The following is a 16,176-nucleotide window of genomic DNA, read 5'->3' on the forward strand; positions in this document are numbered from 1 at the left end:
CCATCACAATCGCGGCGCAGCGGGCGCCCCGAGCGTGCGCTCGGCGATGCGGCACCAATTGTGATGGCGTGGCGGTTCGGGTCAGCGGTGGGAGCTTGCTCGTTTGATGAGGCGGGCGCCGAGGGTGGTTGCGGTTGGTGGGCGGGTGGGGTCGGCGAGGCGGGCGAGGAGGAGGCGGGCGGCCACCGTGCCGATCTCGTAGGCCGGTTGTGCGACGACGGTCAGCGGCGGGTCGACGAGCTCGGCCCACGGCGCATCGTCGAACGTGACCAGCCCGACGTCCCGCCCCGCCCGCACACCCCGCTCGTGCAGAGCCTGCAGGACGCCGACAGCCATCGCGCTGTTCGCGATCAGGAGCGCGTCCGGGGGCTCGGGTTGGGCGAGCAGGTCGAGGGCGGCGCGGTGCGCGCCGGCAGCCTTGTACTCGGTCCGCCGGACGAGTTTCGGCGTACGGTGCCGGGCTGCCTTGAGCGCGTCGCGGTACCCGGCCAGGCGATCGTCGGCGGTGCGGACGCCGGCCGGCCCGGTGATGCAGCCGACGCGTTCGTAGCCTTGGGCAATCAAATGGGCGGTCGCCTCGCGGGCGGCGAGGCGGGTGTCGACCAGGACGACGTCGCTGTCCTGCCCGGGCAGCGGACGGTCCACCGCGACGTACGCCGTACCGCGCGACGCCAATTTCGCGACCGTGGACGTCGGGCCGCTCGGGGACAGGATGACGCCCGCGACCCGTTCCTGGATGGCGATGTCGAGGTAGCGGTTCTCCTTCTCGACGCTCTCGTCGGAGTTGCAGAGCACGACGGAGTACCCGACCTCGTGCGCGACGTCCTCCACCCCGCGCGCGATCGCGGTGAAGAACGGGTTCTCCACGTCCGAGATGATCAGCGCGACGACCGCGGCCTCCTGGCGGCGCAGGTTCCGCGCCGGGCCGTTCGGCTGGTACCCGAGCTCGTCGGCCGCTTGCCGCACCCGCGCGGCGAGGTCCGGGTCGACCGTCGGCTTCCCGTTCAGCGCCCGCGACACGGTCGCCGTCGACACCCCGGCGCGCGCGGCCACGTCGCTGACAGTCGGCACTCTGGCTCCCTTCCTGACGGCTTCCTTGACGGCACAGTAACCGGTCGAGTAATGGATTACCCAGAGGTCTGTCATGCACTTTACTTACGGAACCTCCAGGCATTACCAGTGACATGAGAGGATCACCCGCGTGACTGCCTTGCCGAGTGTTTCGTACTCCATCACCGTTCGCCTCGAGGTGCCCGCGGGCGGCTCGACGGTGAGCAAGCTGACGACCGCGGTCGAGCAGGCCGGCGGTCTGGTCACCGCGCTCGACGTGACCGCGTCCGGCCACGAGCGGCTGCGGATCGACGTCACCTGCGCCGCGGCCGACACCGAGCACGCCGGCCGCCTGGTCGAGGCGATGCGCGCCGTACCGGGCGTCGAGATCGGCCGGGTCTCGGACCGGACCTTCCTGATGCACCTCGGCGGCAAGATCTCGATGGAGGCCAAGCACCCGATCCGCAACCGTGACGACCTGTCGATGATCTACACGCCGGGTGTCGCGCGGGTCTGCCTGGCGATCGCCGCGAACCCGGAGGACGCTCGCCGGCTGACGATCAAGCGCAACAGTGTCGCGGTCGTCACCGACGGTTCCGCCGTCCTCGGTCTCGGCAACATCGGCCCGAAGGCCGCGCTGCCGGTGATGGAGGGCAAGGCCGCGCTGTTCAAGCGTTTCGCCGGGATCGACGCCTGGCCGCTGTGCCTGGACACCCAGGACCCGGACGAGATCGTCTCGATCGTGAAGGCGATCGCGCCGGGGTTCGCCGGGATCAACCTGGAGGACATCTCCGCGCCGCGCTGCTTCGAGATCGAGGCCCGGCTGCGCGAGGAGCTCGACATCCCGGTCTTCCACGACGACCAGCACGGTACGGCGGTCGTGGTGCTGGCGGCGCTGTTCAACGCGCTCCGCGTGGTCGGCAAGGACATCGGCGAGATCCGCGTGGTGCTGTCCGGCGCGGGTGCCGCCGGTACGGCGATCCTGAAGCTGCTGCTCAAGGCCGGCGTGAAGGACACGATCGTCGCCGACATCGCGGGCGTCATCCACACCGAACGCGAAGGGCTGTCGCCGGAGCTGCGCTGGATCGCGGAGAACACCAACGCGGCGAAGTACAGCGGCGACCTGAAGGGTGCGCTGAGCGGGGCGGACGTGTTCATCGGCGTCTCCGCGCCGAACATCCTGAACGGTGCCGACATCGCCACCATGAACAAGGACGCGATCGTCTTCGCGCTGGCCAACCCGGACCCGGAGGTCGACCCGGCCGCGGCGCACGAGCACGCGGCCGTGGTGGCGACCGGACGCAGCGACTTCCCGAACCAGATCAACAACGTGCTGGTCTTCCCGGGTGTCTTCCGCGGTCTGCTCGACGCGCAGTCGTCGAAGGTGTCGATCGACATGGAGCTGGCCGCGGCGAAGGCCCTGGCCAGTGTCGTCACCGACGACGAGCTGAACGCGGACTACATCGTGCCGAGCGTCTTCCACCCGGAGGTGCACACGCGGGTCGCGCACGCGGTCCGCGACGCGGCCGGCGGCAAGGCCCCCGCGCACGAGAGCTTCCCGGACGACGCCCCGGCCCTGTGACCGGCACGGTGAATGGCCCTGTGACTGACACGGTTTTGGAAGGCACCGGCTCGCGGGTCCGTGTCTGGGCCTGGCGGATCGCCTTCGTCGCGGCGGTGGCGTTGCAGCTGTACGGCGTCTACGCGCCGCGCGAGGCGGGTCCGCACGTCGGGATCCCGCAGATCGACAAGGTCGCGCACTGCTTCCTGTTCGCGGCGGTCGCGTTCACCGGGCTGAAGGTCGGACTGCCGGCCCGCTGGTTGCTCGGGGCCCTGGTCGCGAACGCGGTCGTCAGCGAACTGGTCCAGCACTGGCTGCTGCCGCAGCGCGACGGCGATCCGTTCGACGCGCTCGCCGACGTGGCCGGGGTCGCGCTCGGTGCCTGGCTGGCCAGGTACGGGCCGAGCCGGGTGCCCCGTCGTACGCCATGATGGGGGTATGACGGTCTCGACCCTGACCGGTTCGCTGCTGGTGGCCACGCCGTTGCTGGACGAGCCGCCCTTCCGCCGGTCGGTGATCCTGCTGCTGGATCACGACGACGACGGTGCGCTCGGGGTGGTGGTGAACCGCGCCGCGGACCTGTCCGTGGGGCAGGTGCTGCCGAACTGGTCGTCCGCGGTCGACGATCCCGGGGTCCTGTTCATGGGCGGCCCGGTCGGCACCGACAGCGCGCTCGCGGTCGCCGAGGTGGCCGAGGCCACGGACCCGCCCGGCTGGCGCGAGTGCTTCGGGCGGATCGGTCTGGTCGACCTCGACGTACCGCCGGAGTTGCTGGACGGCGCGATCACCCGGATGCGGATCTTCGCCGGGTACGCGGGCTGGTCCAGCGGCCAGCTCGAGGGCGAGATCGCCGAGGGCGCCTGGTACGTCGTCGAGTCGGTGCCGGAGGACGTGTTCGGCCACGACCCGGACACACTGTGGCGCCGGGTCCTGCGCCGCCAGAACGACCAGATGGCATACCTGGCGACCTACCCGGACGACCCGACCCAGAACTAGGCCGGAATCAGCGGCCGGACTACTCGTCCCCGCCGCCCTCGTCACCCGGGTTCAGCGAGTCCCAGATCTCCTTGCACTCCGGGCAGACCGGGAACCGCTGCGGGTCGCGGCTCGGGACCCACACCTTGCCGCACAGCGCGACCACCGGCGTGCCCATCACCATCGCCTCGGTCAGCTTGTCCTTCGGCACGTAGTGCGAGAACCGCTCGTGATCGCCCGGCTCTGCCGGCGACGTGTTGGTCCGCTCGTCGACAACCGTCTCCGCACCGGGGGTCAGCTGAGTACTCATACCCCCGAGTGTAGGACGTGTCACCAGTCACCCCGGAACTTTCTCCACAGATCGCCCGTACCTCGACACGCCACCCGTCAGTTGTCACGTGCGTCAGGTAACCTTCCTGCCCGGCACACTGTCGACCTCGGGGGAGTAGCTGTCTGTGGATTCGCACGTGCCGGCCAACCCTGCTGTCCTGCCGCCGGCCTATCCGGACCGGGCGGCGTGGGGTACCGCGAGCAAGCTGCGAGCCTGGCAGGCCGAGGCGCTCCAGGTCTATTTCGACAAGAACCCGCGCGACTTCCTCGCGGTCGCGACACCGGGCGCCGGTAAGACGACGTTCGCGCTGACCGTGGCCGCCGAGCTGCTGCACCGGCGGCAGATCGAGCGGATCACCGTGGTCACGCCGACCGAGCACCTCAAGGTCCAGTGGGCCGACGCCGCCGACAAGGCGGGGATCGCGATCGACCCCGCGTTCGCCGGGCGGCGCGGGAAGACGAACAAGGACTACCAGGGCGTCGCGGTGACGTACGCCGGGATCGCGGTGAACCCGCTGGCGTTCCGGGTCCGGACCGAGCGGTTCAAGACCCTGGTGATCCTGGACGAGGTGCACCACGGCGGTGACGCGCTCAGCTGGGGTGACGGCGTCCGTGAGGCGTTCGAGCCCGCGGCCCGCCGCCTGTGCCTGACTGGTACGCCGTTCCGCAGCGACGACAACCCGATCCCGTTCGTGACGTACGAAGCGGGCCACGACGGGGTCGCCCGCAGCAAGGCGGACTACACGTACGGATACGGGCATGCCCTGCGCGACCACGTCGTACGTCCGGTGATCTTCATGTCGTACTCGGGTGAGATGCGCTGGCGGACCAAGGCCGGTGACGAGGTCGCCGCCCGGCTGGGCGAGCCGCTCACCAAGGACCTGACCGCCCAGGCGCTGCGGACCGCGCTGGACCCGACCGGCGAGTGGATGGGCGCCGTGCTGGCGGCCGCGGACAAGCGGCTGACCGAGGTACGGCGGCACATGCCGGACGCCGGCGGGCTGGTGATCTCGGGCGACCAGAACACGGCCCGCGCGTATGCGAAGACGCTGCGCGAGCTCACCGGGCAGTCGCCGACCGTCGTGCTGTCGGACGAGAAGGCGGCGAGCAAGAAGATCCAGAAGTTCTCCGAGGACGAGTCGCGCTGGATGGTCGCCGTGCGGATGGTGTCCGAGGGCGTCGACGTACCGCGGCTGGCGGTGGGCGTCTACGCGACGCCGACCTCGACGCCGTTGTTCTTCGCGCAGGCCGTCGGGCGGTTCGTGCGGGCCCGGAAGCGGGGTGAGACGGCGTCGGTGTTCGTACCGTCGGTGACCCGGCTGCTCGGGTTCGCGGCCGAGATGGAGGTCGAGCGCGACCACGTCCTCGGCCGGAAGAACAGCAACGAGGACGGCGACATCTTCGCGCTCGAGGACGACCTGTTGAAGCAGGCGAACCAGGCCGAGGGTGCGAGCGACGAGCTCGAGGGGAACTTCGAGGCGCTCGGGTCGGATGCGAGCTTCGACCGGGTGGTGTTCGACGGCGGCGACTACGGGACCGGCGGCGACAACGCGTCCGACGAGGAGCTGGACTTCCTCGGGTTGCCGGGGCTGCTCGAGCCGGACCAGGTGCGGGAGCTGTTGCACAAACGCCAGCAGAAGTCGCTGGCGGCGCAGAAGAAGTCTCAGCGGTCCACCAGTGATCGTGAGGACCCCACGCCGACGGAGCTGGCCACCCACGAGCAGATCGGTCTCCTCCGCCGCGAGCTGAACGGTCTGGTCGCTGCCTGGCATCACCGCACCGGCCAGCCCCACGGCGTCATCCACAACGACCTCCGCCGCAAGCTCGGCGGGCCGGCCGCCGCCCACGCTTCCTCGGTCCAGCTGAAGGAGCGGATCGAGCTGATCCGCGACTGGGCCACTCAACGCCGCGCCTGACCCACACACGCCGAACGCCCCGCCCTGGACCCTCAGGGCGGGGCGTTTCCGTCGGTGGCGAGGTGTTGACGTGCTGCGACCGGTACTGCAAGCTTCGGATACCCTCGCTGCAAGAAATTGTCAGACTCGCGCAATTTCTGTAGAACCTCCCACCGCCCCGATGGAGGACCACCCGATGCATCGGAAGAATCTGCTGCGGCTCGTGCTGGCCGCCCTGCTCGTCGCCGCAGGCCTGCTGTCCGTCCCGACCGCGATGGCCGCCGACCTCACCAAGACGCTGACCGCCAGCAGTTCACTCGGCGAGTACCCGAGTGGCAACGCCGCCGACGGCAACGCGAACACCTACTGGGAGAGCGGCAACAACGCCTTCCCGCAGTGGCTCCAGGCGGACCTGGGCGCCACCAAGGACGTCAACCAGGTGACGCTCAAACTCCCGTCCTCCTGGGGTGCGCGAACCCAGACCATCACGGTCCAGGGCAGCGCGAACGGCTCCGCGTTCACCACGCTCGTCAGCAGTACGGCGTACAACTTCAGCGGCACCAACGTCGTCACGATCGCCTTCAGCAACACCTCGGCGCGCTACGTCCGGCTGACGTTCACCGCGAACACGGGCTGGCCGGCCGCGCAACTGTCGGAGTTCGAACTGGCTGGTCCTGGTGGCGGGCCGGTCGAACCTCCGACCGGCACTGATCTCGCCTCCGGCAAGCCGATCGAGGCGTCGAGTTCGGTCTTCGGTTTCGTCGCGTCCAACGCCAACGACGGCAATGTCGGCACCTACTGGGAGTCGAACGGTTTCCCGTCGACCCTGACCGTCAAGCTCGGCTCGAACGCCGACGTCAGCTCGGTCGTCGTCAAGCTCAACCCGGACTCGGCCTGGGGCGCACGCACCCAGAGCATCGAAGTCCTCGGTCGTGAACAGTCCGCGACCGCCTTCACCTCGGCGGTCGCGAGGACCGACTATCAGTTCGACCCGTCGGCGAACCAGAACACTGTGACGATCCCGGTCACCGGCCGGTACGCCGACCTTCGCCTGCAGGTCTTCAGCAACACCGGCGCGCCGGGGGGTCAGGTCGCCGAGTTCCAGGTCTTCGGTACGGCGGCGCCCAACCCCGACCTCGTGGTGACGACCGTCGACTGGTCGCCCGCCAACCCGTCCGAGTCGACACCGATCACCCTGTCCGCGACTGTCAAGAACAACGGCTCCGCGGCCGCTCCGGCCAGCAGCCTGAACTTCCTCCTCGGCGGCTCGGTTGCCGGCACGGCGAGCGTCCAGGCTCTCGCCGCCGGAGCCTCCGCCACCGTCACGGCCAACGCCGGAACCCGTGCCCAAGGCAACTACACCGTAGCCGCGGTCGCCGACCCGACCAACGCGGTCGTCGAGCAGAGCGACACCAACAACACCCTCCAGTCAGCGACCCAGCTGACCATCGCCCAAGCGCCGGGCCCCGACCTCCAGGTCACCGGCATCACCACCAACCCGTCCAACCCGGCGCCCGGTGCGCAGGTCTCCTTCACGGTCGCCGTCAACAACCGCGGTACGTCGGCCTCCACCGCCAGCATCACCAAGCTGGTGATCGGCACCACCACGCTCAACGGAAGCACCGCGTCGATTGCCGCGGGCGCCACTGCCAACGTCGCGATCAGCGGCACCTGGACGGCGACCAACGGCGGCGCAACGGTCACCGCTACGGCGGATGCGGGCAATACCGTTGACGAGACCAACGAAACGAACAACACCTTCACCAAGTCGATCGTGGTCGGCCGCGGCGCCGCCGTACCGTACACGTCGTACGAGGCCGAAGCCGGCGATTACACCGGGACCCTGCTGACCTCCGACGCGGCGCGGACGTTCGGGCACACGAACTTCGCCACCGAGTCCTCCGGCCGATCGTCGGTCCGCTTGAACTCGAGCGGCCAGTACGTCGAGTTCACCTCGACCGTGCCGACCAACTCGGTCGTGGTCCGCAACTCGATCCCGGACTCCGCCGACGGCCAGGGGCTCCAGGCAACGATCAGCCTGTACGTCAACGGAACCTTCAAGCAGAAGCTGAACCTGTCGTCCCGCAACAGCTGGCTGTACGGCAACAGCGACGGACCTGAGGCACTCACCAACACGCCCGGCGGCGACGCCCGCAGGCTCTTCGACGAGTCACACGCCCTGCTTGGTCAGTCGTACCCGTCCGGCACCAAGTTCAGGTTGCAGCGCGACTCCGGCGACACGGCGTCGTACTACATCATCGATCTGGTCGACCTCGAGCAGGTCGCGCCGGCGCTGTCCCAGCCGGCCGGGTGTACGTCGATCACGCAGTACGGCGCGGTGCCGAACGACGGGATCGACGACGCGGACGCGATCCAGCGGGCCGTGACCGACGACCAGAACGGCGTGATCAGCTGCGTCTGGATCCCGGAAGGGCAGTGGCGGCAGGAGAAGAAGATCCTCACCGACGACCCGCTGAACCGCGGGCAGTTCAACCAGGTCGGGATCAGCAACGCCACCATCCGCGGCGCCGGGATGTGGTACTCGCAGCTGTACTCGACGATCGAGCCGCAGAACGCGGGCGGCATCAACCACCCGCACGAAGGGAACTTCGGGTTCGACATCGACAAGAATGTGCAGCTCTCGGACATCGCGATCTTCGGGTCCGGCCGGATCCGCGGCGGTGACGGGAACGCCGAGGGCGGAGTCGGGCTGAACGGCCGGTTCGGGACCGGTACGAAGATCAGCAACGTCTGGATCGAGCACTCGAACGTCGGGGTCTGGGTCGGCCGCGACTACGACAACATCCCCGAGCTGTGGGGGCCGGCCGACGGGCTCGAGTTCAGCGGGATGCGGATCCGGGACACCTACGCCGACGGCATCAACTTCTCCAACGGCACACGGAACTCGAAGGTGTTCAACTCGTCGTTCCGCACCACCGGCGACGACGCGCTCGCGGTCTGGGCGAACAAGTACGTCAAGGACCAGGCGGTGGACGTCGGCCACGACAACACGTTCACCAACAACACGGTCCAGCTGCCCTGGCGGGCGAACGGGATCGCGATCTACGGCGGCTACGGCAACAAGATCGAGAACAACCTGGTCTACGACACGATGAACTACCCCGGCATCATGCTGGCCACCGACCACGACCCGCTGCCGTTCTCCGGTACGACGCTGATCGCGAACAACGCGCTCTACCGCTGCGGCGGGGTGTTCTGGAACGAGGACCAGGAGTTCGGTGCGATCACGCTGTTCCCGTCGAACCTCCCGATCCCCGGCGTCACCATCAGGGACACCGACATCTACGACTCGACGTACGACGGCATCCAGTTCAAGACCGGCGGCGGCGAGATGCCGAACGTTGCCCTGACCAACCTTCGGATCGACAAGTCCACCAACGGCTCCGGCATCCTCGCGATGGGCGGCGCCCGCGGCAACGCCAACCTCTCCAACGTCACCATTACCAACTCCCGGGATGGCGACATCCTCAAGGAACCCGGTAGCACCTTCACCTTCACCGGACAGTAAGCCCCCGAGGCCCCGCACCCCGCCCGAGGTGCGGGGCCTCAGCTCTTAGAGGGTGTCTGAGAACCCTGCGCCTACTGCGGGGCACTCGGCACGGCACCTCGCCGCACCGAGCACCTCCTCGCTACGGCGCAGAGTTCTCAGACACCCTCTTACGGGCGGTACACGCGGACGTAGTCGAGTTGCATCGACTCGGACGTCACGGTGGGTGGGATCTTCGCGTACACGAACAGGTCGAGGATGAGGGCGTCGCCGGTGCCGGCGTACGGGCCCTGGCGGCAGATTTCCTTGCCGTCGAGATACCAGACGGTTTCGTCGGGACCCAGCTGCTGGGCGATCGTGTGCCAGTCGGTGGTGAGGTCGGTCGGCGACTGATAGGTGCAGCCGCCGCCGGGGGACTGGTGGTTGGTGAGGTACAGCGCGTTGTGGTTGTCGCTGTAGAACTCGTAGGTGTCCTGCTCGTTGGATCCGTTGCCGTTCCACGTCCACGTCGACGGCCAGAAACCCTTGGCGGACGGGAGTTTCAGCCGCGTCTCGATGTAGTCGCCGGGCTGTACGGCGAACGACTGCGACGGCTCGTGCCCGCAGGCCTGACCCGTCGTGATCAGGGCGCCGGACCACTCGTACCCCGGTGCCGGATTGTTCTTCTTCGCCGTCATCGTGAGCGTGCCGTCGTGCACCGACAACGCGTCCCACGTGTGCCACTCGAGTTGCTGGTTGCCCTTGTTGCCCAGGCATTGGTCGGCTTCCGCGTTCGAGTGGATGGCCCACTTCGTCCGGTCGATCGCCGTACCGTCGAACTCGTCCGCGAACACGACCTTCCCCGGAGCGGCGTCATCAGCGTCCGCGGCCCGGAGCGGTACGACGAGCAAGCCGAGCACGACCAGTGCTGTAAGTAACTTACGCATCAGGCAAGCCTTTCCGTCGGAAAACAACGGATCAAACAGTCGCTTGATCAGGGCTTGGTTGTCAACTCCTGCAGGCCGATCACGTCCAGCAGCCGAATCGCCTGTTCGGACGCCGATCCGGGCTCGGCCGTGTAGAGCACCACGCGCTGGTCGCGCTCCGGCACCACGAGCACCTCACAGATCACGTCGATCCGCCCGACCTGCGGGTGGAAGATCGTCTGGCACAACGTCTGCTGCCGGCCGACCTCGTGCCGCGCCCAGATCTCCGCGAACTCCGGACTGCCGGCCAGCAGGTCGTCGACGAGCTGGGCAAGCGCCGGATCGTTCGGGTAGGTGCTGGTGGCCGCGCGCAGGTCGGCGGCCGCGTCGCGGGCGAACTCCCGGGTGGCCTCTTCGCCGAACAGCTCGGTCTGCCGGTCGGTCAGGAAGCGAAGGCGGAGCAGGTTCCGGTCCCGCGGCGGGAGTGCGGAGAAGTCCGTGATCAGCGCCGCGGCCAGCGGATTCCAGGCGAGTACGTCGTACTTCGCGTCCAGGACCAGACCCGGTACGTCGAGCCGCGCGAGCATCCGCAGTACGCCGGTCCGCACCTCCACCGGCGGACCGGGTGGCGGCCCGGGCTGCTCGCCCGCGAGCCGGAACAGGTGGCCGCGCTCGTCGTCGGACAACCGCAGCGCGCGGGCGAGCCCGGTCAGCACCGCACGGGACGGGCGTGGACCACGGCCCTGCTCCAAGCGGGTGTAGTAGTCCGTCGACATGGTCGCGAGGCTCGCCACCTCTTCCCGGCGGAGCCCGGGCGTACGACGGCGCAGGCCGGCTGGGAGTCCTACCTCGGACGGTTGCAACGCTTCCCGCCGTACCCGCAGGAACTCCGCCAACCCGTCGCGATCCATGGTCCCAGGATCTCAGGCGTCCGCGAGCTCAGCCAGGGACCGCCGATCCCAGCCTCAGCCGACTCTGCCTGATCGCGCTCGACCACCAGAGGGTGGAGGGCATGAATACGACGAAGATTGCGCTCGTCACGGGCGCCAACAAGGGCATCGGCAAGGAGATCGCACGGCAGCTCGGGCAGGCCGGGTTCACCGTGCTCGCCGGGGCGCGGGACCTGCACCGCGGCGAGCTGGCGGTGAAGGAACTGGTTGCCGAGGGCCTCGATGTGGTCGGGATCCAGCTGGAGGTGACGGACGAAACGTCGGTGCGGGCGGCGGCCGAGCGGGTCGCGGCGGAGTACGGGCGGCTCGATGTACTGGTCAACAACGCGGCGATCATCCCCGCAGGTGACGACGCGGTGTCGCGCATCGAGACCGCCGTACTGCGGTCGGCGTTCGAGACCAATGTGCTCGGGCTCGTGGGCGTGACGCAGGCGTTCCTGCCGCTGCTCCGGAACGCCGAGGCCGCGCGGATCGTGAACCTGTCGACGTCGCTGGCGTCGTTCGAGCAGGTCGGCGATCCGGAGTCGCGGATGTCGACCGTACTGACCGTCGGCTACAACGCGTCGAAGGCGGCGGTGAACATGGTGACGGTCATGCTCGCCAACGAACTGCGTGGCACCGGGATCCTGGTGAACGGCGCCGACCCCGGCAACTGCGCGACTGACATGGGCGGCTGGACCGCCGCCCGCACCCCCGCCCAAGGCGCAGCAGTCGCCGTCAACCTCGCAACCCTCAATCCCGACGGCCCAACAGGCCACGTGTACGCCGAGGAAGGCCGACTGGCCTGGTGAGCCGCCGACCCCTTCCACCCATGAACCCACCACATCCAACTCGAGTGGGGCGGTGGTGGTGCGGGTCAGACGATGGCGCCGGACCAGGCCAGGGCTTGTTTGAGGAGTTGGCCGCGGCCGCCCTCCATGTCGTTGAGCAGGCTCGGGGCCAGCGCCTCTTCGGGGGTCAGCCAGGTCAGCTCGAGCGCGTCCTGGCGTGGGTTGCACTCGCCGGTGACGGGGACGACGTACACGAGGGCGACCGCGTGCTGCCGCGAGTCGTGCAGCGCCGGGCTCATGCCGGGGAACGGGAAGTACTCCGCGACGGTGACCGGGACCAGCGTGGACGGGAGCCGCGGGAACGCGGAGGGGCCGAGGTCCTTCTCGATGTTGCGCTGCAGCGCGTCGCGGATCGGCTCGTTGTGCAGTACGCGCCCGGAGACCAGCGTGCGGGTGATCTCGCCGTTCGAGGGGGAGGTGCGGAGCAGGACCCCGATGTGCTCGATCTGGCCGAGCGTGTCGACGCGCACCGGGACGGCCTCGACGTACAGGATGGGGACCCGCGTCCGGGTCTCGGCGAGCGCGAACTCGGACAGCCAGCCAGGATTCGGATCAGGCGTTTGCACAGACGACGTCATAAGCACATCTTTGCTTACGGTCTGAAAGCGGATCTGTACTGGGAGGGGCTGAGTCCGAATGCTGAGCGGAATCTTCGGGTGGCGTGGCTCGGGTCGTGCCAGCCGACCGTGGTTCCGATCGTGCTGATCGGTAGCTCGGTCTCGATCAGGAGGCCGGCGGCGCGCTCGGCGCGGATGCGGTTCAGGTAGGCCATCGGGGACAGGCCGACCGACTTGCCGAAGAGCCGGATCAGGTACCCGGGCGCGAGGTTCACGCGGGCCGCGAGCTGGTCGAGGGTCCAGGGTTCGGCCAGGTCGGCCTCCAGCAGGCGCATCGCGTGCTGCACCGCCGGATGGGCGGGAGCTCGGAGGGATCCGGGTACGAGGGCGCCGGAGAGCAGCCCGAAGACGTCCGGTCCGAGGTACGCGTTCCGCACTACGAGGTCCTCGCAGTCGACGTACCCGTGCCACTCACCCGGCCGCAGTACGACGACCGAGTCCGGCGTCAGCGCGACCTCGCCGGCCGCCGACACGTGCGTGCCCCGCCCGGCCACCACGACCGCGATCTCGAAGAACGCGTGGCTGTGCGGTGCGACGTCCGCGACCACTTCGAGCCGTTCGCCCGCCACCGGCAACCGCGGGTCCGGGAAGACCGCACTGCTCAAGACGTTGTGCATCCCCAACCTCCAGGAGGTCAAGATCGGTCAAGTCCTGGTCAACCACCGCCTGTCCTCGAAGCACGGCAGCGGCGACGCTGGAAACACCTTCCAGGCCACCGGAATCCGAGGAGCACACCGATGACCACGACCGACCCTACGGCACCCGCGACCGTCGACGAAGAGACCATTTCCGCCTACCGCCGCGACGGCGTCGTCCGGATCCGGAACATCATCGGCCGCGACGAGGCGGCCCGGTTCGCGGCCGCCGCGACCGAGTGGACGACCGGCGCCGACGACCTGTTCAAGGAGTCGAAGATCTTCAACCAGTACGTCAACGTCTGGCAGCAGAACGACGTACTGCGGGAGCTCACCCTGGACCCGCGTCTCGCGGCGGCGGCGACCGCGCTGGCCGGCGTACCGCTGCGGATCTGGCACGACCAGCTGCTGATCAAGCCACCGCACAACGGCGCGGCGACCGAGTTCCACCAGGACGCGCCGTACTGGCCGCACGCCGGCTCGCGGGCCTCGCTGTCCGCGTGGATCGCGCTGGTCGACGTACCGGTCGAGCGGGGCTGTATGACGTTCATCCCGGGCTCGCAGGACCACCAGAACCTGCGCCGCCAGGACCTGTCGGACCGCGACGATCTCTTCCGCGCCGCGCCCGACCTGCGCTGGGAGGAGCGCCTGACGATCCCGCTCCAGGCCGGCGACTGCACCTTCCACAACGCCTACCTCGCGCACTCCGCGACGCCGAACTTCACCGACGACCCGCGGATCGCGCACGTCAACATCTACTTCGACGCCGAGGCGACGTACACCGGCGCCGGCCACGTGGTCACCGACGGCCTCGACCTGACCCCCGGCGAACCGCTCGACCACCCGCACTTTCCGACTGTTTAATTTTTCACGTTGTGACATAAGTTGTCAGGGTGCGTCTGCTCACCGACATCCGCCCGCTGCGTGAGTCCGCCGACTTCCGGAGGTTGTGGGTCGGGTCGACGGTGTCGCAGCTCGGCCAGCAGATGACCGCGGTGACCGTCTCGATCCAGGTGTACGCGCTGACGCACTCGACGTTCTCGGTCGGGCTGGTCGGCCTGTGCTCGCTGGTCCCGCTGATCGTCTTCGGGCTGTACGGCGGCGCGATGGCCGACGCGATCGACCGCCGTACGCTCGCCCTCGTCTCGTCGGCGGGGCTGTGGCTGCTCTCGATGGTCCTGGTGCTGCAGTCGCACCTCGACTGGGCGCAGGTCTCGGTGCTGTACGCCGTGGTGGCCTGTCAGTCGGCGTGCTTCGCGGTCAACAACCCGGCCCGGTCCGCGATCATCCCGCGGCTGGTCCGGCCCGAACTGTTGCCGGCCGCGAACACGCTCAGCCAGGCCGCGTTCAACCTGGGCTTCACCGCCGGACCGTTGCTCGGTGCGGCGGTGATCGCCTGGCACGGGTTCGCGGCGGCGTACCTGGTCGACGTGATCACGTTCACCGCAGCGCTGTACGCCCTGTTCCGGCTGCCACCGGTGCCGCCGACAGGCGCCGTACGGCGGGCCGGGCTGCGCTCGGTGCTGGAGGGGTTCACGTTCCTGCGCGCCGCGCCGGCGTTGCTGGCGACGTTCCTCGCGGACATCCTCGCGATGGTGTTCGCACAACCCCGGGCGCTGTTCCCGGCCGTGGCGGGCGCGTTCTTCGGCGGCGGCGTACGAACGGTCGGCCTCCTGCAGGCCGCGCCGGCGGTCGGGGCGCTGATCGGGGTGATCTTCTCCGGCTGGGTGACCCGGGTCCGCCGTCAGGGTGTGGCGATCGTGCTGGCGATCACGGTGTACGCCGCTGCCGTCGGGCTGTTCGGGCTGTCCCGGACGATCTGGCTTGGCGTCGCGCTGCTTGCGCTCTCCGGGGCGGCCGACATGGTGAGCTCGGCGTACCGGAACACGGTGCTGCAGTCCGCGGCGCCGGACGCGATGCGCGGCCGGCTGCAAGGGGTGTTCATCGTGGTTGTCGCCGGTGGCCCGCGGCTCGGTGACTTCGTCGCCGGGACGACGGCGTCGCTGACCACCCCGACCGTCGCGCTGCTCGGCGGCGCCGCGGTCTGCGTCACCGGGCTGCTGATCCTGCTGGCCCGGAACCGGCCGTTCCGCGACTACGACTCGCAGACCCGCGCCCTCAGCTGACCCGGCTGATTCCTAGCCGCCGGTCGCGAGCTTCTTCAGGACGGTGAACCAGGAGTCCATGTCCGGGTTGATCTCGCTCACCGGCTGGTCGTCGACGGTCACAACCTTGCGGTCGCCGAGCGGCTTCTTCAGCTTGATCGGGGTGACCGACATGTTGCTGTCCTCCGGACAGGGCGTGTCGGTGTCGACGACCACCATGATCTTGTCCTCGAGCTGCTGGACGCTGAGGTCCGACGCGCACTTGCCGACGGTGCCGAACAGCAGGTCCGCCTCGTCGTACTTGGGGGCGTTCTGGATCCACTTGAGGTACTTCGGCTTCTTCCCCTCCACCAGCTGGTAGTACTTCACCGGCTGCGGGCTCTTCTCGTCGGGTTCGCGCGAGCCGTCCCCGATGAACGTGCCGTAGATCATGTCGATGCACGGGTCCTTGGTGTCCGGGCCGTCGATCGCCCCGAACGCGCGGGCGGCCTTGTAGCAGCCGACCGCCTCGCGGTTCAACGAGATGTTGAAGCCGATCAGCGCGACCGCGCCGATGATCATCGCGATCGCCAGCATCCGGCGGGACTTGAGCTGCTGCGGGCCGAGGATGCCGGCCGCCCGGCGGGCCTCCTCGGGGGTGGCGTCGGCCGGCACCGAGGTGGTGCGGAACATCGCCGTGATCGAGCTCGTCCACTGCGGATTGATGATGGTCGGAACGGCATAGACCAGGATCAGGACGACGATCACGATGATGGCTGGGAGCAGCGACCAGTAATTTCGCACGGCAGCAAGATACGGGGCCATCGGGCCGCGCA

At 68.9% G+C, this 16,176-nt stretch carries 15 protein-coding genes; 8 read left to right on the forward strand and 7 right to left on the reverse strand.

The features are described 5' to 3' along the window. Positions 1 to 81: 81 nt before the first annotated feature. Positions 82 to 1,071, reverse strand: coding sequence for a LacI family DNA-binding transcriptional regulator (locus OHB24_RS21785; protein ID WP_327640931.1), 990 nt, complete (start codon positions 1,069 to 1,071; stop codon positions 82 to 84). 130 nt (positions 1,072 to 1,201) lie between these two features. Between OHB24_RS21785 and OHB24_RS21790 the strand changes: the two genes are divergently transcribed. Genes OHB24_RS21790 through OHB24_RS21800 form a run of 3 tightly spaced genes read left to right on the forward strand, consistent with a single transcriptional unit; the run spans position 1,202 to position 3,607 of the window. Beyond that, the gene (locus OHB24_RS21790) at positions 1,202 to 2,632 is read left to right on the forward strand and encodes an NAD-dependent malic enzyme (protein WP_327640932.1); all 1,431 of its coding nucleotides are present in this window, start codon (positions 1,202 to 1,204) and stop codon (positions 2,630 to 2,632) included. 20 nt (positions 2,633 to 2,652) lie between these two features. Next, a complete protein-coding gene (locus OHB24_RS21795) occupies positions 2,653 to 3,042 on the forward strand; it encodes a VanZ family protein (protein ID WP_327640933.1) in 390 nt (129 codons plus the stop codon). 7 nt (positions 3,043 to 3,049) lie between these two features. Continuing rightward, entirely contained in the window at positions 3,050 to 3,607 is a 558-nt protein-coding gene (locus tag OHB24_RS21800; RefSeq protein ID WP_327640934.1) for a YqgE/AlgH family protein, read from the forward strand. Between the two features lie 19 nt (positions 3,608 to 3,626). On the opposite strand, the gene OHB24_RS21805 is transcribed toward OHB24_RS21800, so the two are convergent. Continuing rightward, on the reverse strand, positions 3,627 to 3,896 hold the full coding sequence (locus tag OHB24_RS21805; RefSeq protein WP_327640935.1) for a DUF3039 domain-containing protein: 270 nt from the start codon (positions 3,894 to 3,896) through the stop codon (positions 3,627 to 3,629). A 145-nt stretch (positions 3,897 to 4,041) separates the two neighbouring features. Between OHB24_RS21805 and OHB24_RS21810 the strand changes: the two genes are divergently transcribed. Both OHB24_RS21810 and OHB24_RS21815 read left to right on the forward strand, forming a co-directional pair. Next, positions 4,042 to 5,832, forward strand: a complete 1,791-nt coding sequence (locus OHB24_RS21810) for a DEAD/DEAH box helicase (protein ID WP_327640936.1) — start codon at positions 4,042 to 4,044, stop codon at positions 5,830 to 5,832. Between the two features lie 175 nt (positions 5,833 to 6,007). After that, the gene (locus OHB24_RS21815; protein WP_327640937.1) at positions 6,008 to 9,340 is read left to right on the forward strand and encodes a CARDB domain-containing protein; all 3,333 of its coding nucleotides are present in this window, start codon (positions 6,008 to 6,010) and stop codon (positions 9,338 to 9,340) included. Between the two features lie 149 nt (positions 9,341 to 9,489). On the opposite strand, the gene OHB24_RS21820 is transcribed toward OHB24_RS21815, so the two are convergent. Then, positions 9,490 to 10,245, reverse strand: a complete 756-nt coding sequence (locus OHB24_RS21820; protein WP_327640938.1) for a glycoside hydrolase family 16 protein — start codon at positions 10,243 to 10,245, stop codon at positions 9,490 to 9,492. 47 nt (positions 10,246 to 10,292) lie between these two features. Beyond that, positions 10,293 to 11,135: a helix-turn-helix transcriptional regulator gene (locus OHB24_RS21825; RefSeq protein ID WP_327640939.1), complete on the reverse strand. Its 843-nt coding sequence runs from the start codon at positions 11,133 to 11,135 to the stop codon at positions 10,293 to 10,295. 101 nt (positions 11,136 to 11,236) lie between these two features. Here OHB24_RS21825 and OHB24_RS21830 point away from each other — a divergent pair, with 101 nt between their 5' ends. Further along, positions 11,237 to 11,965: an SDR family NAD(P)-dependent oxidoreductase gene (locus tag OHB24_RS21830; protein WP_327640940.1), complete on the forward strand. Its 729-nt coding sequence runs from the start codon at positions 11,237 to 11,239 to the stop codon at positions 11,963 to 11,965. 65 nt (positions 11,966 to 12,030) lie between these two features. Here OHB24_RS21830 and OHB24_RS21835 read toward each other — a convergent pair whose 3' ends face one another. Next, a complete protein-coding gene (locus OHB24_RS21835; RefSeq protein ID WP_327640941.1) occupies positions 12,031 to 12,582 on the reverse strand; it encodes an NUDIX hydrolase family protein in 552 nt (183 codons plus the stop codon). A gap of 14 nt (positions 12,583 to 12,596) precedes the next feature. Further along, positions 12,597 to 13,238 (reverse strand): AraC family transcriptional regulator, encoded by a 642-nt coding sequence (locus OHB24_RS21840; protein WP_327640942.1) that lies wholly within the window; start codon positions 13,236 to 13,238, stop codon positions 12,597 to 12,599. A gap of 120 nt (positions 13,239 to 13,358) precedes the next feature. Here OHB24_RS21840 and OHB24_RS21845 point away from each other — a divergent pair, with 120 nt between their 5' ends. Together OHB24_RS21845 and OHB24_RS21850 are read left to right on the forward strand one after the other, a co-directional pair. Beyond that, positions 13,359 to 14,120, forward strand: a complete 762-nt coding sequence (locus tag OHB24_RS21845) for a phytanoyl-CoA dioxygenase family protein (RefSeq protein WP_327640943.1) — start codon at positions 13,359 to 13,361, stop codon at positions 14,118 to 14,120. 29 nt (positions 14,121 to 14,149) lie between these two features. Further along, positions 14,150 to 15,382 (forward strand): MFS transporter, encoded by a 1,233-nt coding sequence (locus OHB24_RS21850; protein ID WP_327640944.1) that lies wholly within the window; start codon positions 14,150 to 14,152, stop codon positions 15,380 to 15,382. 12 nt (positions 15,383 to 15,394) lie between these two features. On the opposite strand, the gene OHB24_RS21855 is transcribed toward OHB24_RS21850, so the two are convergent. Next, a complete protein-coding gene (locus OHB24_RS21855; protein ID WP_327640945.1) occupies positions 15,395 to 16,144 on the reverse strand; it encodes a hypothetical protein in 750 nt (249 codons plus the stop codon). Between the last annotated feature and the right edge of the window lie 32 nt (positions 16,145 to 16,176).

The organism is Kribbella sp. NBC_00482, from assembly GCF_036013725.1.
GTDB lineage: Bacteria > Actinomycetota > Actinomycetes > Propionibacteriales > Kribbellaceae > Kribbella.